Consider the following 18497-nt stretch of genomic DNA (forward strand, 5'->3'; position numbering starts at 1 on the left):
ATCCTCGTAATAAGTTGCGTTGCTTTTTCCTGCCGTTGCAGGTTTGTTGTCGGGGGCGATCGGGGACCGGACGATGCGAATGCTGGTACGAACACTTGCAATGGGGCTGGTTGTGGTCGGAACAGGCGCGGGCGCCAAGGTGCCACCACCGCCGGCAGTGGTGACGGGTCCGCCGGTCAGTTGCGTGCTGATCCAGAATATCCGCAACACCAATGTCGTCGATGACAAGACGATCGATTTCATGATGAACGGCCGGCAGGTCTACAGGAACAACCTGCCCAACAGCTGTCCCCAACTCGCCTTCAACAATGCCTTCGGCTATCAGACTTCGAACGGCCAGCTGTGTTCGGTCGACATCATCACCGTCCTCGTCCAGGGCGGCGGCATTGCCCGCGGCGCCAGCTGCGGCCTCGGCAAGTTCACCCCGATCGCCCCGCCGCCGCGCAAATAGCCGCGCCATTCAGGCTGGCGTCGCAGCGCCACCGCTGCTAACAGGCTCGCCACGCATCCGTAGCTCAGCTGGATAGAGTACTGCCCTCCGAAGGCAGGGGTCACAGGTTCGAATCCTGTCGGATGCGCCAATAAACTAACAACTTAGCCGATTTGCGTCAGGGACCCCGGCCCTGAAAGATCTGATTCACGTGCACATGAGGTGCAACCTCGAAACTGGTCTGTTTCGTAGATGAACGTAAAACGCTGTCAATGGCACAAGGCCAGCGCGCGAATCGGTCCGTCGGTGGGGTAGCGTTGCGGGAATAATGTCGCGAGCGTTTGCGTCCGGAAGTGCAGCGAGACGGGTCCCTCCGGCGTCGCCTGCCCAAGGCCGCCCGGGGTGCACACGCCAGCGGCATGGACCCTTCGCCGCTATTCACGGTTGTTGACTCGAGGCGCTAGACAGCGGCGTTGGCGTCTTCACTCTCGAGGTGTGTCTGTACACGCATGATCTGATCGTCATTGGCGCCGGCGCGGGCGGGCTTACCGCTGCGGGGGGATGCGCTCGCCTCGGGTTGCGGGTGGCGTTGATCGAGCGCAGCGCCATGGGCGGCGACTGTCTGAACACGGGCTGTGTGCCCTCTAAAGCGCTGATCGCTGCAGCGGCGCGGGCTCATGCGCTGCGCAGCGGTGCCGCACTCGGCATCGCGGCGGTCGAACCGGCCGTCGACTTCGCGGCGGTTCACGCCCACGTCCACCGCGCCATCGCTGCAATTGCCCCGGTGGACAGCGCCGAGCACATGACCGAGCTCGGCTGTGAGGTTATTCGCGGCGATGCCGTGCTGACCGGCCGAGCGGCGGTTGCTGTTGGCGACCGCAAGATATCTGCTCCGCGTATCGTGCTTGCCGTTGGTTCAAGACCGCAAATTCCGAACATCGAGGGGCTGGCAGATGTGCCTTTGCTGACCAACGAGAACGTCTTCGCGCTCGATACGCTGCCCCGCCATTTGCTGGTTGTCGGCAATGGCCCGATCGGGCTTGAACTGGCACAGGCGTTTCGACGGCTTGGCGCCGAGGTTACCGTCGCGGCGCCGGGCGGCGCGCTGCCGAAGGATGATGCCGAGGCGGTGGCGGTGGCTTTGGATTCGCTGGCAAACGATGGTGTCAATTTCATCCGGGGTGAAGTCAGTCACGCCGCGTCCGACGCCACCGGCGTGACGCTCACCTTGAAGGGCGGGGAGACACTATCGGGCAGCCATGTGCTGCTTGCGACCGGCAGGTCGCATGATTTTGCAGGACTCGGTCTCGATGCAGCCGGTGTGCAGCACGATGCTGACGGCATTGTGGTCGATGCGCGCAGGCGGACGTCCAACCCGCGCATCTACGCCATCGGCGATTGCCGCCCGGGTCCGCACTTCACCCACGTCTCCGGCTACGAGGGTGCCAATATCGTGCTCGAGGTTGGGCTGGGGTTGCCCACCAAGGCGGACTATTCGGCGCTGCCCTGGGTCACCTATACCGATCCCGAGGTCGCCCAGGTCGGCCTTACGGAGGTGGCTGCGCGCAAACGCCATGGTGACACCGTCCGTGTCTGGCGCGAAGACTTCGCCGACAATGACCGGGCAATTGCGGAGGGTGACACGCGCGGCTTCGTCAAACTCGTCAAGCATGGCCGAAAACTGGTCGGCGCGACGATCGTCGGCGCAGGTGCGGGTGACTTGATCCTGCCGGCGGCGATGATCGTAGCCGGGAAGTCCAGCCTGTTCGGCCTGGCAAGCCTTATAGTGCCCTATCCCAACCGCAGCGAGAATCTGAAAAAGGCGGCGTTTGCGAGCCAGGATGCCCTTGTCTTCAACCGGTTCACAAGAGGTTGGGCACAGTTGCTGGCGAGGCTGCGGCGATGACCTCGCCGTTTATCTCCGCGGGCCCGATGCTCGATCCCGCCAAGTTCCGCGACCCTCTCCGGACGGCGGCAGGCGAGGTCCGCGCGAGCGTTGCAGCCCAAGCGCTCGAGACGTTGTGGTTCAACACCGGCACGCTGTGCAATCTCGCTTGCCGCACTTGCTACATCGAAAGCTCGCCAGTTAACGATGCCCTCGCTTATCTGGCGCTTGCCGACGTTGCTGCCTATCTCGACGAGATCGCCGAGGCTGGTCTGCCAACGCGGCAAATCGGCTTTACCGGCGGGGAGCCGTTCATGAACCGGGAGCTGCCGGCCATGCTGGCGCTGTCCCTAGAGCGTGGCTTCGAGGTGCTCGTTCTGACCAATGCCATGCGGCCGATGCGGCGCTTCGAGGCCGCGATCCTGGCATTGCCGCACCGCGAGCGACTGACGTTCCGGGTCAGCCTCGACCACCATATAGCCGCGATCCACGAGGCGGAGCGGGGCCCGCGCAGCTGGGCACCGGCCGTCGCCGGGCTGCAGTGGCTTGCGGCGCAAGGCTTCCGGGTCGCGGTGGCGGGCCGGTCGCTGCCCGGCGAGACCGAGGCCGCGGCCCGAGCCGGCTACGGCGCGCTGTTCGCACAGCTGGGCATCGTCATCGACGCTGCCGACCCGGGAAGCCTGGTGCTGTTCCCCGAAATGGACGCTGGCCTCGACGTGCCCGAGATCACCACCGCCTGCTGGTCAATCCTTGGTGTCGTTCCCGACAGCCTGATGTGCGCATCGAGCCGCATGGTGGTGTGGCGCCGCGGCGAGGCCGGGCCGCGTGTTGCCGCCTGCACGCTGCTGCCCTTCGAGCCGGGTTTCGACTTGGGTGCGACGCTGGCCGAGGCGGCGAGGCCGGTCGCGCTCAACCATCCGCATTGCGCGCGTTTCTGTGTGCTCGGCGGTGCGAGCTGCGCAACATGAAACGCTCGACGCTCGCCCTGGCGATGGCGGCCAGCGTTGCTGCAATTGCCTTGGCGGAGCGGCGGCGACCGCTGCGGCCAGCCTCAAGCCCCGCCGCGCCGCGCATCGCCCGCAACCTTGCCATGGGCGCGATGTGTGCCGTCGTTGTTGCCTTGGCCGAACAGCCGATGACTCAGGCGATCGCGCGTACGAACATCGCGCGCCGACGCGGGCTGGCCGGTCTTGCGCCCCGGCCGCTGGCGCCGGTCGTCGCATTTCTGGCCATGGATTACGGCTTCTACCGCTGGCATGTCGCGACCCATCGTGTGCCGCTGCTGTGGCGACTGCACCGCGTTCACCACGTCGATCCCGACCTCGACATGTCGACCGCGATTCGCTTCCACTTCGTCGACATGGTCGTTTCGCTGCCGTGGCAGGCGGTCCAGGTCAGGCTCAGCGGCATCGGGCCGCGGACACTGTTGGCCTGGCGAAGGTTCTTCTTCCTGTCGATCCTTTTTCACCATGCCAACTGGCGTCTGCCGGGGCAGTGGGACGACCGGCTGTCGCTGCTGCTGACGACGCCGCGCATGCACGGCATCCACCATTCGCAGCGGCTTGCCGAGCGGGAGAGCAACTGGTCGAGCGGCATCAGCCTGTGGGACCGGCTGCACGGCACCTTTGTTGCCGGGGTCGATCAGGCCCTCATCCCGATCGGGATCGATGACTCGGCGGCCACCGCCGATGTCGCGTTGCTGCCGGCGATCGCCGCTCCGTTCGCCTGATGCGGGTCCTTGTCACCGGGGCAGGCGGATTGATCGGCGGCGAGCTCGTCGCCAGGCTTGCCGCAGCCGGGCACGAGGTAACGGCGCTCCTGCATCGCAACCGCGCCATCATCGCCAACAACGGCACGCCTGTCGCGGTCGCCACGCTTTTCGGCGATATCCGCCAGCCCGGTCTCGGGCTCGGCGATAACCCGCAGTTCGACCTAATCGTCCACGCTGCCGCAGTGACCAGCTTCGATGCACCGACCGATGTCTATCGCGCCGTCAACGTCGACGGAACCCGGCATGTCATTGCTCTCGCCGAGCGGCGCCTCACGCCGTTGGTCTATGTCAGCACCGCCTATGTCTGCGGGGTGTGCGACGCGATTGTCCGCGAGGGCGAACGCGGCGACATGTTCAGCAACGGCTATGAGGCCAGCAAGGCGGCGGCCGAATCGCTTGTCGAGGCGGCAGCGCTGCGCGGTCTGCCCACCGTGATCGCCCGCCCTTCGATCGTTGTTGGCGACAGTGCGACCGGCCGCCTGCGCACCTTCGACAACATCTACCTGATGCTGCGCCTGATCGCCGAGCGGCGGCTGCGGACCTTGCCGGGTGCCATGCACGCAACGCTGGACCTGGTGCCCATCGATCATGTTGCAGGCGGCATCGCGGCGCTCGTCGCGGGTTTCGATCGGGCGCGCGGCAAGACTGTCCATCTCGTCGCCGCGCAGGCAACAGCGCTGCCCCTTCTCGCTGCTGCAATTGCCGCCGTGCCTGGCCTGGGGCAACCGGCTTTCGTCGACCCGGCTTCGTTCGACCGCGCCGCTCTGCCGCCCGCCGAGCGGCGCTGGCATGCCGTGGCGGCTCCCTACATGTCCTATCTGCTTCGCGCGCCGCGGTTCGACACAGCCAATGCCGCGACGCTGGTGCCGCCATGCCCGCCAACCGACGCGGCTTGGCTGGGCCGGTTGTTGCACGCCTGTCTCGATGCCGGCTATCTCAGCGCACGTCCGGGTAATGCTTCCCCAATGCCTGCGGCCGAATGTTGAGACCCCACATCACGCCGACCTTCAGGTATATCCAGTTCGCCCGCCACTCCCCCCAGCGCGCGACACGCCGGTCGGACGTCAACACGATGCGGTTGACCAGCCGCGCGCGCCCGAGCCGCGCCATCCGCACGCACAGGTCGGCCTCCTCCATCACCGTCATGCGCTCGTCGAAGCCACCCACCGCTGCGAATGCGTCGCGACGGAAGAACATCGCGTGATCCCCGAACAACAGCCGCCCGCCGCGCAGGAACAGGTGCGGCCGGAAAATCAGCGGCGCGTACCAGGTCTTGATCCAGTTGTGGAAGGACGTGACCCAGCGCACCTTGTCGGGGCCTGACAGGATTGCGGTGAAGCCAGCAAGGTTCACGCGCTCGTCGTCCAGCGTGCGGCGGATCACGTCGATGCCGTCGTCGGGCAGCCAGGTGTCGACATGGAGCACGCAGACGATCGGCGACATCGTCGCGGCAATACCGGCGTTGCACTGGGCTGCCCGGCCGCGCGGCGCCGCGATCACGGTCAGGCCGGCTGCGCGCGCGACGGCAACCGAAGCGTCCGTGCTGCCGCCATCGACCACGATCAGTTCATCGGGTGCGGGATCGAGCGCCGCGAGACAGCGGGCGAGCCGCGGTAGCGTCGCTGCCTCGTTCAACATGGGTATGACGATCGCAACGCCTTTCACAGACCGGGCCAGCGCGCGAGGTCCTCGGGACGGTCGAGGTCGGCCAGCGTATCGAGTACGACCGGCGGCGCGGCGAGCCGCGCGACGGTTGCGGCATAGACGCTTTCCGAACCCCATTCGATGTCGGCAAACAGCGCCGGCTGCGGCGCCGCAAGGCCAAGCAGCCAATAGCCGCCATCTTCGGCAGGACCGATGACAACCGGCGCGCGTGCCAGTGCCTTCGCGGCCTGTCGCAGATGGGCTGCGGACAGATCGGGAATGTCGGCACCCACCAGCAGCAACGGGCAGATGGCGGCCGCCCTCGCCAATCGCGCGCCCAGATCACCTTCACCCTGATCGACGAACGCGACATCGTCACCAAGCCACGATGCGAAATCGGCAACGGGTGCACCGGTGCAGCGGACTTCGATCTGGATACCCGAAGCGCGGCAGGTGGTCATCGTCCGTTCGGTCAGCCGGCGGTGCAACGCCGCGGCACCTGCGGGGCCCAGCGCGGGGATCAGCCGGGTCTTGGCACGCCCGGCTTCGGGCCAGCGCGTGAACAGCACGATCCTCACGCGGTTGGTACCACCAGGCCAGGCAAGCTCGAGATCCTCATCGTCGCCCGTCATGCGCTCGCGCACTAGCAGAATTCCCGCCGTGTGACAGCACCGCCATGCACGGGTATCTGGCGATCAGAAAACCGTCCCCTCGCGGACACCATCGTTCCGGGGTGGCAAGGCGCAGTTTGCGTTCGATTCGCATTCGGGGCGAGGGCGGTCGCGCGCCGATTTCGACAAACTTGATCCTCCCCCATCTCGTCGAGCATGCGCTGGCCGTGCCGGGGTCATGTCGATGCCTCAATCTAAATCCGATTTCATTTTCGCCACAAGGACCCGTGAATTCCGCGCAGTAAACTCGCTCCATCGCATTTCTCGCAGGAGCCCGTTCATGCCCGTCACGCCTGTTTCCAAGTTCAAGCTCGGTGTCGCCGCCGTCCTGCTCGCCGGCAGCGGCGCCGCTGCCGGCGTCATGCTGTCGAACCAGCCGCCTGCGGCGGTGCCGTTGCCCGCCGTGGTGGCCGGCCCTGCCGCCTTCGCGCCCGCTGTTGCCGGCGCGACCTCGCTTGCCGACATGGTGGAAGCCGTCGGCCCCAGCGTCGTCCAGATCCAGGTCAAGCCCCGATCGGCGCGGATGCAGCAGATGGCCTATGGCGATGCGCCGGGCTTTGGTGGCCAGCTTCCGGGCGGGCTCGAAGAGCGGCTGCGCGACCTGTTCGGCGACGCCCTGCGCGGTCGTGGTGGCGAGTCGCCTTTCGGTGCCCCCGGCGGCCCCGATGCCGGGCCGCAGGATCCGCGCGGCGGTGCGCTCGGGTCGGGCTTCATCATCGATGCCTCGGGCATTGTCGTCACCAACAATCATGTCGTCGGCGATGCCCGCACCGTCACGGTACAATTGAGCGATGGCCGCGAATTCGACGCCGAAGTGCTCGGCCGCGATCCACAGACCGACGTTGCCGTGGTGCGCATCAACGGCAAGGGGGGCGCCGCGTTCAAGGCGATCACCTGGGGCGACAGCGACCGCATGCGCGTCGGTGACAGCGTTTTTGCCGTCGGCAGTCCGTTCGGGCTGGGCAACACCGTGACGTCGGGGATCGTCTCGGCGCGTGGACGCGAGATCGGCGCCGGTCCGTATGACGATTTTCTCCAGGTCGATGCCGCGATCAATTCGGGCAATTCGGGCGGGCCGCTGTTCGATACGCGCGGCCGTGTGGTCGGCGTCAACACCGCAATCTTTTCGCCGTCGGGCGGCAACGTCGGCATCGGCTTCGCCATTCCGGCGCATATGGTTCAGCAGGTGGCGCAGCAGATCGTCACCAATGGCCATGTTGCCCGCGGCCGGATCGGTGTCGGCCTGCAAGGGGTTACGTCGGAAATCGCCGGCGCGATGGGTCTGGAGACCGCCAAGGGCGCCTTGATCGCACAGGTCGATCCATCGGGCACGGCGTCGCGATCGGGCATCCGTCAGGGCGATGTGGTGCGCAGCTTTGCCGGCAAGCCCGTCGACGAACCGCGCGACCTTGCCCGGCTCGTTGCCGAGGCAAAGGCCGGCTCCAGCGTGCCGGTCATAGTGCTTCGCGACGGCAAGTCGGTCGCGCTGACGCTGGCGATCGGCGGCGAACTGGCAAAGCCACTGGTGAGCTGATGCGGGCAGCCTTCCCGCCCCAGCGAGGGGGGCGGGAAGGCGCGCTCTTGCCGGCGCCCGATGGGAGTGCAATTTCACAGGTCGTGCCCTCGCCGCGCCAAGGGCGGGGAAAATTGTCTGGAGACCGAAGCGTTGAAGCTGCTGCTCGTCGAGGATGACGCCGAGACTGCCGACTATCTGCGGCAGGGCCTTGCCGAGCTTGGCCATAGCGCCGACCATGCCGCCACCGGGGTCGACGGGCTGACCGCGGCGCTGACCAGCCCCTATGACGCGATCATCCTCGATCGCGGGCTACCACAGCTCGATGGCCTGGCGGTGCTGCGTGCGCTGCGGGCGCAGGGCGTGCGCACGCCGGTGCTGCTGTTGTCGGCGCTGGGGCAACTCGATGACCGCGTCACCGGCCTCGAAGCCGGCGCCGATGACTATCTGCCCAAGCCGTTTTCGTTCCGGGAGCTGGTTGCGCGCCTTGAAGCCATTGTCCGCCGCGGTGCTGCCCCCGAAGCGCTCGCCGACCGGCTGGTGGTCGGTGCGCTGAGCCTCGACCGGCTGGCACGGACGGCAAGCCGCAACGGCCGCCGCATCGAATTGCTGACCAAGGAATATCAGCTGCTCGAATATCTGATGCGCCACGCCGGGCAGGTGGTGACGCGGACGATGATGATGGAAGCCATCTGGGACTATAGCTTCAACCCCGGCACCAATGTCATCGATGTCCATATCGGTCGGTTGCGCACCAAGATCGACGCCGACGGCGAAGCGCCGATGCTGCGGACGGTGCGCGGTGCCGGCTATCGCCTCGATGCGGCCTGACAGGCCCGTGGTGTCAGCCCCGGACCGCCGTCGGCCGTTCCATTCGGCGGCGCTGCGCGGGGCCTTGTGGATCACCCTGATCGCCTTGTCGGCGACCGGCGCCGCCCTGACGGTCCAATATCTGCAGACCACCCGCCTTTTGCAGGCACGCGCCCAGGCGCTGGTCGACGACGAAACCGCCAGCCTGATCGCCCGCTACCGCTATGATGGGCTGGCCGGCGTCGAAGCGGCGATCGACCGCCAGGCGGCGCTGCCACGGCTCAACGAATTCTTCTATTTGCTGGCAGCGCCCGACGGCACACCGGCCGCCGGCAATCTGCTCGGCTGGCCCGTCGAAGTGACCGCCGCCGGTTTTCACAGTTTCGCGACCGAGGTCGTCAACACCCAGGGGCTGCCGACGCGCCGCTGGGTCGATGCCCGCGCCGTCTTGCTCGGCGGCAATTACCGGCTGCTCGTTGGCAGTTTCGCCGATGAACGGGCGTCGCTGCGCGCGCGCTACCTGTCGGCGCTGTTCTGGTCGCTGCTCGTAACCGGCGTGCTCGGGCTGGCGCTGGGCTGGTGGTACAGCCGGCGGGGCTTGCGCTTTGTCGACGATGTCTCGGATGTCGGGCAACGGCTGCTCGCCGGCAAACTTTCGGAACGCGTGCCGGTTTCGAACCGCGGCGACGAATATGACCGGCTGGCGACGACCATCAACAGCTGCTTTGCCGAAATCGAGCGGCTGATCACCTCGCTGCGCGCGACGACCGATGGCATGGCGCATGACCTGAAAACTCCGTTGACCCGGATACGGGCGCGGCTGGAACTGGCCGAATTGTCGGGAGCGGATGTGCCGGCGGCCGCAATCGCCCAGTCGCGGCACGATCTCGATTCGCTGCTCGAACTGATCGACGGGGCGCTGGGTCTGGCGCGCGCCGAAGCCACCGCAACAGCAGGGTTCGCGCCGGTCGCGCTCGATGCCGTGGCAAGGGAGGCAATCGAGCTTTACGGCCCGGTGGTGGACGAAGCGGGGCTTGCGCTCACCGCCGATCTGGCGCCGGCCGAGGTCATCGGCGCCCGCTCGCTGCTCGCGCAGGCGGTCGCCAATCTTCTCGACAATGCGATCAAGTTCACCCCGGCCGGGGGTTCGGTTACCGTCGTTACCGCGATGGCGGCAGGACAGGTAATGCTGACCGTGCGCGATAGCGGGCCGGGGATCCCGGCGGCGGAGCGCGAGGCCGTCCTCGGCCGCTTTCATCGTCTCGAACGCGATGTCGCGGCACCGGGCAGCGGCATAGGGCTCAGCCTTGTTGCCGTGGCAGCGCGCGTCCACGGCGCGACATTGACGCTCGCCGATGCAGGCCCGGGCCTTGCCGTAACGCTGGCGTTTCCCACCGCAAGGAACGGTTGAGCCGGCGCACCCGGTCGAAGTCCGCTCGAATCGTCTCTCGCTGGCACGTGCGATGCAGGCGGTTACCGCAAGTCGCCGCAAACTCGGGCCAATGTCGCCGGCGTCCACACCGGACAAGCCGGCTGGGTCATTGAAAAATATGTGGTGCGCCCGGAACGATTCGAACGTCCGACCCTCAGATTCGTAGTCTGATGCTCTATCCAGCTGAGCTACGGGCGCTTGAGAGGGCGCTGCATAGGCGAGGCAAAGCGGCTTGGCAACAGCAACCGTGCATCATTCGTCACGGCGGCTGCAATTCTGTCGGCGGCTTGCCGCCCATGTGGGTCGTCGGTTGCAATCGGATGGCATCGCGACCTAGAGCATGACCATGCGGCAGCTTGCCTTCGTGACCCTCCCCCTTGCCCTGCTCGTTGCCGGCTGCGTCGGCGAGATGAAGGGCAACTGGCCCTCGCTTGCGCCGCGCCCGGGCGAGGTCGGCGATGCCATCCCGGTGACCGGCCCATGCGCCGGCTGCGGCCAGGACATGGTCGCGCCGGCCGCCGTCCCGGTGCCCGTGGCGGCGCCGCTGCCTCTGCCGGCCGATATCGGTTCCAGGCTGGCCTCGGTGGAAAAGACTATCGCCGCGGTCGAGGCCGAGGCGCCGGCCAAGGCGCGCACCGCCCGCGCTGCCATTGCCGCTGCCGGGCGCAGTGCGGACCGGGCGGGCGACGCCGAGGTCGAACGCAGCCGCTTCGAATCGCTGTTCCTGTCCTTGTCGATCGAGGAACAGCGGCTCGATGGCATCGGTGACGATGCCGCCGGACGCGACGGCGCCGCCGCGGTGATGGATCGGATCGCGGCGCTGCGGACGCGGCTTGCGGCCCTGCAACAGCTTCGGACCTCGCTGCCCGATTGACCCGCGCCGCCGCGCCGGCCGATTGTCAGCGGCCGGGCCGGATCCCCACCAGCGTCGCCGAGGCGGGAAACCCCGTCGCCGTGCTGACGAAATCGACCGTCTGGCCCGGCTGCAGGCTGCGGACCGGCGCAGCGATGCGCCACCGCCGCACCGTGCCCTCGGGGCCGGCCAGGCGCGCCTCGAGATCGGGCAGGGTCACCGCCATCGTCCCGGTGTTGCGGACCTTGCCGGCGATTTCGAGCAGCCGGTCGCCCGAGGGCATGGGTGTGACATGCGCCGTGACCGTGACCGCGAGCGGCAGCGCGCGCGGCGTCAGTGCGGCAATCCGGTCGCCGACCACCGGCAGGGTTTCCGGATCGATCCGCGCCACCCACAACGCGCCGGCGGCAACGGCGAGTGCCAGCCCGACCAGGACGGCAACGACCGTGTGCAGCACCGGCGCCGGCGATTCGGTCGCGGGCGCGTCGGCGTCGTCGCCGCTGTCGTCCTCCCCGCCGGTGTCGTCCGCGCCGCCATCGGACGTCTCTGCAACCGGCGCTGCGGTGGCGGGCGGCGGGCTTGCCGTCATGTCGACGATCGACGGCAGTTCCTCGGGCTCGTCGACCCCCGGCACCCAGCGATGGTTGCAGGCGGCGCAGCGCATCCGGGCATGGTTGGCAACGGGCGGCGCCGCAAGGCGATAGCGGGCGCTGCAATTGGGGCAGGTGATGATCACGCGGCGATTCTAGCCGCGCATGTGCTGGCAGGGAAGCGGCGCCGCCGTATCGCGGCGCTTGCCTCGCCGATTGGCGTCGGCGATAGCGCTGCCATGCACGATATCAAGTCCCTCCGCGCCGATCCTGCCGCTTTCGATGCCGGGCTTGCCCGCCGTGGCGTGGCCGCGGCTTCGGGCCGCGTCCTGGCGATCGATACCGCGCTGCGCCAGGTCCAGACCGAAGTGCAGGCGATGCTGGCACGCCGCAACGACCTGTCGCGCGACATCGGCGCCGCCAAGGCCAGGAAGGACGACGCCGGCGCCGCGGCGCTGATGGCCGAAGTGGCGCGCTTGAAGGACGCGATCCCCGCGCTGGAGGCCAGCGAGCGCGCGCTGTCGGCCGAAATCGATGCGGCGCTGGCGGAACTGCCCAATCTGCCCGCCGCCGACGTGCCCGACGGGCTCGACGAAACCGGCAACATCGTCGTCAAGTCGCACGGCACCATCCCCGAATTCGCCTTCAAGCCGGTCGAGCACGACATCATCGCTGCCCGTCTGGGCTATGATCCCGACGCTGCGGCGCGCATCGCCGGCGCGCGCTTTGCCGTGCTCAAGGGCCCGCTGGCACGGCTGCACCGGGCGCTGGGCCAATATATGCTCGATGTGCAGACCGGGGCGCATGGCTATGCCGAAACCGCGGTGCCGCTGCTGGTCAACGAACGCGCCGTCTTCGGCGCCGGGCAATTGCCCAAGTTCGAGGAGGATCTGTTCAAGACCAGCGACGGCCGCTACCTCATTTCCACCGCCGAAGTGCCGCTGACCAACCTGGTGCGCGAATCGATCCTCGATGAAGACAGCCTGCCGCTGCGGCTGACGGCGTTGACGCCGTGCTTCCGATCGGAAGCCGGCAGCGCCGGGCGCGACACCCGCGGCCTCATCCGCCAGCACCAGTTCGAAAAGGTCGAACTGGTCGCCATCTGCACGCCCGACCAGGCGGCGGCGGAGCATGACCATATGCTGGGCGCGGCCGAAGCGATCCTCGAACAGCTCGGCCTGCCCTATCGCCGGATGCTGCTGTGCAGCGGCGACATGGGCTTTGCCGCGAAAAAGACGTTCGATCTGGAGGTCTGGCTGCCGGGGCAGGGGGCGTATCGCGAGATCAGCAGCATTTCCGATTGCGGCGATTTTCAGGGCCGCCGCATGGCCGCGCGTTATCGCACCCGCGGTGAAAAGGGCAGCAAGGGCTTCGTCAACACCCTCAACGGTTCGGGGCTGGCAGTCGGCCGCACGCTTGTGGCTGTCATCGAAAACCATCAGCAAGCCGATGGCAGCGTCCGCGTACCGCAGGTGCTCCACGCTTACATGGGCGGCATCACCGAACTGACGCCCGCCTGACCCGGCGTTCCTCCAAAAGGGATTATCGCATGCGCATTCTCGTCACCAATGACGACGGCATCAACGCCCCCGGCCTTGTCGCGCTGGAAGCCATTGCTGCCGAATTGTCGGACGATGTCTGGGTCGTGGCACCGGCGGAGGAACAGTCGGGCGCCGGCCACAGCCTGACGCTGTCGCAGCCGGTGCGCGTCCGCCAGATCAGCCCGCGCCGTTTTGCGGTGCGCGGCACGCCGACCGATTGCGTCATGCTGGCGCTGGGCGCGGTGATGAAGGACGCGCGGCCTGACCTCATCCTGTCGGGCGTCAACCGCGGCGGCAATCTGGCCGAGGACGTCACCTATTCGGGCACCGTCTCCGCGGCGATGGAAGGCTGCCTTGCCGGCATCCGCTCGATCGCGCTCAGCCAGGTGATGGCCGATTATGCCGAAGGGCGGGAGGATTTCACCACCGCCACCGCGCATGGCGCCGCGATCATCCGCCATATCCAGGGCATCGACTGGCCGGCGGGGGTGCTCATCAACATCAACTTCCCGCCGGTCGCCGCCGATGCCGTGCGCGGCGTGCGCGTCACCGAACAGGGGTTCCGCGATTACGGCAACATCCATCTGGTGGAACGCATCGATCCACGCGGCTTTCCCTATTACTGGCATGGTTTTGGCCGCGAAATGCCGGCGCCCGGGCATGAGACCGACCTGAAGGCGATGCACGAGGCATGCATTTCGGTGACGCCGCTGCATCTCGACATGACGCATTATCCGACGATGGCGGCGCTGAAGACGGCGCTCGGCCCGATGGCGACCTGACATGCGGGTGCGCGGCCCCGCCATCGCGGTGCTGGCGCTGCTCGTCGCCGGCTGCGCGACGACGCCGAAAAAGCCGGCCCCTGCGCGCGCCGCCGTGGCGGCGCCGGCCACAAAGCCGGCGCCGCCACGGTCGCGCTGGCAGGCGCGCAAGGTCGTCCCCGATGCCGAAACAACGCCGCAGGGCCGCGTCCATGTCGTCAAGCCGGGCGAAACCGGCATCGCCATCGCCATCGCCTATGGCGTGAAATGGGACCGGATTGTCGCGCTCAACAAGCTCAAGCCGCCCTATGTGCTGGAAGTCGGCGACCGGCTGCGGCTGCCCTCGGCGCGGCAGGTCGCGGCGCAGACGCCAGAGGAGCGGGCACGGGCCTTCAGCCTCGATATCGACGATCTCATCACCGGCAGCGAGCCGGCGATCGAAGGCCAGCTGGTCGCCGCCGCGCCGCCCGCGCCGCGCCCGCCGCGCAGCAGCGCCCCGCGTCCGTCGCCGGCCGCGCCGCGCGCTGCGCCCCGCGCCAATCCCAATCCGTCGGCGCCGGCTGTGGCGATCGGCGACGCGCCGCCCTTCCGCTGGCCGGTCGATGGCCGGGTGCTGTCTGCGTTCGGGGCCAAGCCCGGCGGCCGCTTCAACGACGGTGTCAATCTCAAGGCGTCGGCCGGCGCCCCGGTGCGCGCCGCCGCCGATGGCGTGGTGGCCTATGCAGGCGACGCCATTCCGGGCTTCGGCAACCTTGTCCTCATCAAGCACGCCGGCGGCTGGGTGACGGCCTATGGCCATGCCGAAGCGGTGCTGGTGGCGCGCGGTGCCAGGGTTTCGACCGGCGACGTCATCGCCCGCGCCGGATCGACCGGCGCCGTCAGCGAGCCTCAGGTCCATTTCGAAATCCGCCGCGGCCGCACCCCGGTCAACCCGGCGCGGGTGATCGGGGGGCAATAGGCTCGTCCCCGCGCCCGGGGGTGACGCCCGGTGACAGGCGGCCCGCGCTCGCGTAAGGCGCTGCGATGACCCTCACCCTCGAATCCGCGCCGCGCGTCGGCATGGTCTCGCTCGGCTGCCCCAAGGCGCTGGTCGATTCCGAACGCATCCTCACCCAGTTGCGCGCCGATGGCTATGCGCTGTCGGGGGATTATGCCGGCGCCGATGTCGTCATCGTCAACACCTGCGGCTTTCTCGACAGCGCCAAGGCCGAAAGCCTCGATGCCATCGGCGAGGCCATGGCCGAAAACGGCCAGGTCATCGTCACCGGCTGCATGGGCAACGAGGCGGACAGCATCCGCGCCCGCTTCCCGGGCGTCCTCGCCGTCACCGGCCCCCAGCAATATGCCGATGTCGTCGCCGCCGTCCGCACCGCCGCGCCGCCGGCGCGGTCGGCCTATCTCGACCTCATTCCCGATGCCGGGCTGAAGCTGACGCCGCGCCACTACAGCTATCTCAAGATCTCCGAAGGCTGCGACCACCGCTGCGCCTTCTGCATCATCCCCAGCATCCGCGGCGATCTCGCCAGTCGCCCGCCGGCGGCGATCCTGCGCGAAGCGGCGGCGCTGGTGGCGGGCGGAACGAAGGAACTGCTCGTCATCGCGCAGGACACCTCGGCCTATGGCGTCGACCTGCGCCATGAAGTCTCGTCGCTCGGCGGCCGCCCGCTGCGCGCCCATATCACCGACCTGGCGCGCGAACTGGGCCAGCTCGGCGCCTGGGTGCGGCTGCACTATATCTACCCCTATCCGCACGTCGACCAACTGATCGGGCTGATGGCGCAGGGGCTGGTGCTGCCTTATCTCGACATTCCCTTTCAGCACGCCAGCCCCGCTGTGCTGCGCGCCATGCGCCGCCCGGCCAACGACGCCAAGGTGCTGGATCGCATCCGCAAATGGCGCGGGCAGGTGCCCGATCTGGCGCTGCGCAGCACATTCGTCGTGGGCTTTCCCGGCGAAACCGAGGCCGATTTCCAGTATCTGCTCGATTGGCTCGCCGAAGCGCAAATCGATCGTGCCGGCTGCTTCAAATATGAAGCGGTCGCCGGCGCTGCGGCCAATGCGCTGCCCGGCGCCGTCCCGGAAGATGTGAAGGAGGCGCGCTGGCACCGCTTCATGGCGGCGCAATCGGCGCTGTCGGAAGCGCGACTGGCGGCCAAGGTCGGCCGCGATCTCGATGTGCTGATCGACGCCGTCGATGACGACGGCGGCGCTTCGGGCCGCAGCAAATATGACGCGCCGGAAATCGACGGCGAAGTCCATCTCCGCGATGCCGGCGGGCTTGCCGTCGGCGACATCGTCCGCGTCCGCATCGAGGAAACGGACGAGGCGGACCTGTTCGGCGTGCCGCTGGAAACCGCGCAGGCCGATTGATCGCGCCAATTAATCGGGAACATCTTCGGCCCTCGTCCGTTCCTTCATAGCCGGCGCACCAGCGCTGCCAAGTGGAGGATAACATGAGCCAATTCGTTGCGTCTGCGGTATTCGACAATGAGTCGGAAGCCGATCTCGCCGTCCGTGACCTGCGCAATGCCGGTGTCCCCGACAGCGCCCTTTCGATTATCGCTCAGCATGAGGGCAAGACCACCACAACCGATGGAACCGGCGAAGTCGAAGGCGATGGCAGCGTCATTCGCGGCCTGCTTGGCGGCGGTGCGCTCGGTGCCGGTCTTGCTGTTGCTGCGCTCGCCATTCCCGGCGTCGGTCCGCTCGCCGCTGCCGGCGCGATCGCCGCCTATGCCACCCCCGGCGCAATGGCTGCCGGCGCGGCACTCGGTGCCGTCGCCGGTGGCCTGAACGAAGGCCTGCAGAAGCACGGCGTCAGCTCCGACGATGCGACCTATTATGACGAGCGTATCGGCGGCGGCGGCACCCTTGTCGCAGTCGACGAGACGGCCACCGGCGTCAGCGCCGATCAGGTTCGCGAGATCCTGTACCGCAACGGTGGCCATAGCTCGGCTCAGTCGCGGATGGCGCCGGCTTACTAAGCCGACCACCTTTCGAACGGAATGCGCGGCGCGCAACCGTCGCGCATGTCTGCGTCCCGCACCGGCCAATCGCGTGCCGGCGGGATTGCAGGTGACGCCGTGGCCGCCGGTCCGCTAAACCATCGCGATGACCGATTTTGCCGCGCTGCTGATCCCCGACGATGGCGGACCCGCCACCGACCTGACCTTGGCCACCGCCGGCGGCTTCCGGTCGTGGCTGGGCAGCGCCGGGACCCGCACGCGGTCGCTGCTTGCAGCGCAGGGGTTCACGGCAAAGCCCGACACGCTTGCCATCCTGCCCGGCGACGATCCCGCCGACTGGTCGGCTATTGCCGGGATCGAGGCCGACCATGGCCCCTTCGCGCTGGCCGCCGCCGCCGCCGCCTTGCCCGGCGGCCGTTACCGACTGCGGACCACCGGCGATATGGGTGCGGTCGCCTTTCTCGGCTGGCTGCTCGCCCAGCACCGGTTCGAACGCTATCGCAAGGCCGGCGGCGACACCGCCCCGCGCGTGCTGCTGACCGGCGACATCGGCCGCATTACCGCCGCCGTGCGCCTCGCCGAGGCAACGGCGCTGGTGCGCGACCTCGTCGACACGCCGGCGTCGGACCTGGGGCCGGCGGCGCTCGCCGATGCGGTGATCGCCGAAGGCCGGCGCTGCAATGCCCGTGTCGACGTCATCACCGGAGAGGCCTTGCTCGGCGCCAATTTCCCCGCCGTCCATGCCGTCGGCCGTGCCGCATCACAGGCGCCGCGGATCATCGATCTTCATTGGGGCAATGCCGATCACCCGCGGCTGACGTTGGTCGGCAAGGGCGTCACCTTCGATTCGGGCGGGCTCAACATCAAGCCCGGCGGCGGCATGGCGCTGATGAAGAAGGACATGGGCGGTGCCGCCCATGCGCTGGCGCTGGCGCGGCTGGTGATGCAGGCCGATCTGCCGGTGCGGCTGCGGCTGATCGTCCCGGCGGTCGAAAACGCCATCGCCGGCAACGCCATGCGCCCCGGCGACATATTGGCGACGCGCGCCGGCAAGACCATCGAAGTGACCAACACCGATGCCGAGGGCAGGTTGATCCTCGCCGACGCGCTGACCCTGGCGGGGGAGGACAGTCCCGACCTGATCATCGATTTCGCCACCCTCACCGGCGCCGCGCGGGTGGCGCTGGGGCCGCAGCTGCCGGCGCTCTTCACCAACGACGAACGCCTCGCCGCCGATTTCGCCGCCGCGGCGGCAGCGGCGGGGGATCCGATCTGGCGGCTGCCGCTGTGGCCGGGGTACCGCGACATGCTGAAATCGTCGGTCGCCGACATGGTCAACGCCCCCGATGGCGGCTTTGCCGGTGCAGTAACGGCCGCGCTGTTCCTCGAAGCCTTTGTGGGCGAGGGGCAGCGCTGGGCGCATTTCGACACCTTCGCCTGGAACCCCGCACCGCGGCCGGGACGGCCGAAAGGCGGCGAGGCGCTGGGCCTTCGCGCCGCCTGGGCGCTGGTTCAGAAACGATTTCTTGAAAAAGAGTTTCCGGCTTGATGCAACCGACGACCCTTGCCAATGCTTTAAACGTTATGGGAGTGAACGTCATTCCCATAGGGTCGAGTGGTTCAAGGGAAA

At 68.0% G+C, this 18497-nt stretch carries 18 protein-coding genes and 2 tRNA genes; 16 read left to right on the top strand and 4 right to left on the bottom strand.

Features of this window, described 5'->3' with window-relative positions:
* The first annotated feature begins 79 nt into the window (after positions 1–79).
* The 6 genes from GGQ62_RS13740 to GGQ62_RS13765 all read left to right on the top strand — a co-directional run bounded on the left by GGQ62_RS13740 (position 80) and on the right by GGQ62_RS13765 (position 5072).
* Positions 80–451: a hypothetical protein gene (locus GGQ62_RS13740; protein WP_424022218.1), complete on the top strand. Its 372-nt coding sequence runs from the start codon at positions 80–82 to the stop codon at positions 449–451.
* Positions 452–504: 53 nt separating this feature from the next.
* Positions 505–581: transfer RNA gene (locus GGQ62_RS13745), tRNA-Arg, on the top strand.
* Between the two features lie 342 nt (positions 582–923).
* On the top strand, positions 924–2336 hold the full coding sequence (locus tag GGQ62_RS13750; RefSeq protein WP_243446666.1) for a dihydrolipoyl dehydrogenase family protein: 1413 nt from the start codon (positions 924–926) through the stop codon (positions 2334–2336).
* Positions 2333–3283: a radical SAM protein gene (locus GGQ62_RS13755; protein ID WP_152578155.1), complete on the top strand. Its 951-nt coding sequence runs from the start codon at positions 2333–2335 to the stop codon at positions 3281–3283. Before GGQ62_RS13750 ends, GGQ62_RS13755 begins: the two co-directional genes overlap by 4 nt.
* Positions 3280–4044, top strand: coding sequence for a sterol desaturase family protein (locus tag GGQ62_RS13760; RefSeq protein ID WP_152578154.1), 765 nt, complete (start codon positions 3280–3282; stop codon positions 4042–4044). The genes GGQ62_RS13755 and GGQ62_RS13760 overlap by 4 nt, the downstream gene beginning before the upstream one ends.
* A complete protein-coding gene (locus tag GGQ62_RS13765) occupies positions 4044–5072 on the top strand; it encodes an SDR family oxidoreductase (protein WP_243446174.1) in 1029 nt (342 codons plus the stop codon). Before GGQ62_RS13760 ends, GGQ62_RS13765 begins: the two co-directional genes overlap by 1 nt.
* On the opposite strand, the gene GGQ62_RS13770 is transcribed toward GGQ62_RS13765, so the two are convergent.
* Both GGQ62_RS13770 and GGQ62_RS13775 read right to left on the bottom strand, forming a co-directional pair.
* On the bottom strand, positions 5023–5751 hold the full coding sequence (locus GGQ62_RS13770) for a TIGR04283 family arsenosugar biosynthesis glycosyltransferase (RefSeq protein ID WP_279379636.1): 729 nt from the start codon (positions 5749–5751) through the stop codon (positions 5023–5025). The genes GGQ62_RS13765 and GGQ62_RS13770 overlap by 50 nt on opposite strands.
* Positions 5748–6362 carry a TIGR04282 family arsenosugar biosynthesis glycosyltransferase gene (locus GGQ62_RS13775; protein ID WP_152578151.1) on the bottom strand — a complete coding sequence of 205 codons (615 nt, stop codon included), beginning with the start codon at positions 6360–6362 and terminating at the stop codon, positions 5748–5750. Before GGQ62_RS13775 ends, GGQ62_RS13770 begins: the two co-directional genes overlap by 4 nt.
* 319 nt (positions 6363–6681) lie before the next feature.
* On the opposite strand from GGQ62_RS13775, the gene GGQ62_RS13780 reads away from it, so the two are divergent.
* The 3 genes from GGQ62_RS13780 (at position 6682) to GGQ62_RS16715 (ending at position 10135) form a co-directional block, all read left to right on the top strand.
* Positions 6682–7935: a trypsin-like peptidase domain-containing protein gene (locus GGQ62_RS13780; RefSeq protein ID WP_167649680.1), complete on the top strand. Its 1254-nt coding sequence runs from the start codon at positions 6682–6684 to the stop codon at positions 7933–7935.
* A 132-nt stretch (positions 7936–8067) separates the two neighbouring features.
* On the top strand, positions 8068–8745 hold the full coding sequence (locus GGQ62_RS13785) for a response regulator transcription factor (RefSeq protein WP_152578293.1): 678 nt from the start codon (positions 8068–8070) through the stop codon (positions 8743–8745).
* Between the two features lie 7 nt (positions 8746–8752).
* Complete coding sequence (locus tag GGQ62_RS16715; protein WP_167649681.1) at positions 8753–10135, top strand: sensor histidine kinase; 1383 nt, start codon at positions 8753–8755, stop codon at positions 10133–10135.
* Between the two features lie 142 nt (positions 10136–10277).
* Here GGQ62_RS16715 and GGQ62_RS13795 read toward each other — a convergent pair.
* Positions 10278–10354, bottom strand: a tRNA-Arg gene (locus GGQ62_RS13795).
* Between the two features lie 148 nt (positions 10355–10502).
* Here GGQ62_RS13795 and GGQ62_RS13800 point away from each other — a divergent pair.
* Positions 10503–11030 (top strand): hypothetical protein, encoded by a 528-nt coding sequence (locus GGQ62_RS13800; protein ID WP_152578148.1) that lies wholly within the window; start codon positions 10503–10505, stop codon positions 11028–11030.
* Between the two features lie 25 nt (positions 11031–11055).
* Here the strand turns inward: GGQ62_RS13800 and GGQ62_RS13805 are convergent, their stop codons facing one another.
* Positions 11056–11745 carry a zinc-ribbon domain-containing protein gene (locus GGQ62_RS13805; RefSeq protein ID WP_152578147.1) on the bottom strand — a complete coding sequence of 230 codons (690 nt, stop codon included), beginning with the start codon at positions 11743–11745 and terminating at the stop codon, positions 11056–11058.
* 93 nt (positions 11746–11838) lie between these two features.
* Between GGQ62_RS13805 and serS the strand changes: the two genes are divergently transcribed.
* From serS to GGQ62_RS13835, 6 genes are all read left to right on the top strand, one after another.
* On the top strand, positions 11839–13119 hold the full coding sequence (gene serS, locus GGQ62_RS13810; protein ID WP_152578146.1) for a serine--tRNA ligase: 1281 nt from the start codon (positions 11839–11841) through the stop codon (positions 13117–13119).
* A gap of 29 nt (positions 13120–13148) precedes the next feature.
* Positions 13149–13922 (top strand): 5'/3'-nucleotidase SurE, encoded by a 774-nt coding sequence (surE, locus tag GGQ62_RS13815; RefSeq protein WP_152578145.1) that lies wholly within the window; start codon positions 13149–13151, stop codon positions 13920–13922.
* Position 13923: 1 nt separating this feature from the next.
* Entirely contained in the window at positions 13924–14859 is a 936-nt protein-coding gene (locus tag GGQ62_RS13820) for a M23 family metallopeptidase (protein WP_167649682.1), read from the top strand.
* A gap of 65 nt (positions 14860–14924) precedes the next feature.
* Complete coding sequence (gene rimO / locus GGQ62_RS13825; protein ID WP_152578143.1) at positions 14925–16271, top strand: 30S ribosomal protein S12 methylthiotransferase RimO; 1347 nt, start codon at positions 14925–14927, stop codon at positions 16269–16271.
* Positions 16272–16354: 83 nt separating this feature from the next.
* On the top strand, positions 16355–16885 hold the full coding sequence (locus GGQ62_RS13830) for a hypothetical protein (RefSeq protein ID WP_152578142.1): 531 nt from the start codon (positions 16355–16357) through the stop codon (positions 16883–16885).
* Positions 16886–17012: 127 nt separating this feature from the next.
* Entirely contained in the window at positions 17013–18416 is a 1404-nt protein-coding gene (locus tag GGQ62_RS13835; protein ID WP_152578141.1) for a leucyl aminopeptidase family protein, read from the top strand.
* Positions 18417–18497: the final 81 nt, after the last annotated feature.

Origin of the sequence: Polymorphobacter fuscus, assembly GCF_011927825.1 — a bacterium.
Classification (GTDB): domain Bacteria; phylum Pseudomonadota; class Alphaproteobacteria; order Sphingomonadales; family Sphingomonadaceae; genus Sandarakinorhabdus; species Sandarakinorhabdus fusca.

Coding starts and splice junctions, on each gene's coding strand:
- GGQ62_RS13740 (WP_424022218.1), top strand. CDS start 80: ATGCTGGTACGAACACTTGCAATGGGGCTGGTTGTGGTCGGAACAGGC.
- GGQ62_RS13755 (WP_152578155.1), top strand. CDS start 2,333: ATGACCTCGCCGTTTATCTCCGCGGGCCCGATGCTCGATCCCGCCAAG.
- GGQ62_RS13760 (WP_152578154.1), top strand. CDS start 3,280: ATGAAACGCTCGACGCTCGCCCTGGCGATGGCGGCCAGCGTTGCTGCA.
- GGQ62_RS13765 (WP_243446174.1), top strand. CDS start 4,044: ATGCGGGTCCTTGTCACCGGGGCAGGCGGATTGATCGGCGGCGAGCTC.
- GGQ62_RS13775 (WP_152578151.1), bottom strand. CDS start 6,362: ATGACGGGCGACGATGAGGATCTCGAGCTTGCCTGGCCTGGTGGTACC.
- GGQ62_RS13780 (WP_167649680.1), top strand. CDS start 6,682: ATGCCCGTCACGCCTGTTTCCAAGTTCAAGCTCGGTGTCGCCGCCGTC.
- GGQ62_RS13800 (WP_152578148.1), top strand. CDS start 10,503: ATGCGGCAGCTTGCCTTCGTGACCCTCCCCCTTGCCCTGCTCGTTGCC.
- serS (WP_152578146.1), top strand. CDS start 11,839: ATGCACGATATCAAGTCCCTCCGCGCCGATCCTGCCGCTTTCGATGCC.
- surE (WP_152578145.1), top strand. CDS start 13,149: ATGCGCATTCTCGTCACCAATGACGACGGCATCAACGCCCCCGGCCTT.
- GGQ62_RS13820 (WP_167649682.1), top strand. CDS start 13,924: ATGCGGGTGCGCGGCCCCGCCATCGCGGTGCTGGCGCTGCTCGTCGCC.
- rimO (WP_152578143.1), top strand. CDS start 14,925: ATGACCCTCACCCTCGAATCCGCGCCGCGCGTCGGCATGGTCTCGCTC.
- GGQ62_RS13830 (WP_152578142.1), top strand. CDS start 16,355: ATGAGCCAATTCGTTGCGTCTGCGGTATTCGACAATGAGTCGGAAGCC.
- GGQ62_RS13835 (WP_152578141.1), top strand. CDS start 17,013: ATGACCGATTTTGCCGCGCTGCTGATCCCCGACGATGGCGGACCCGCC.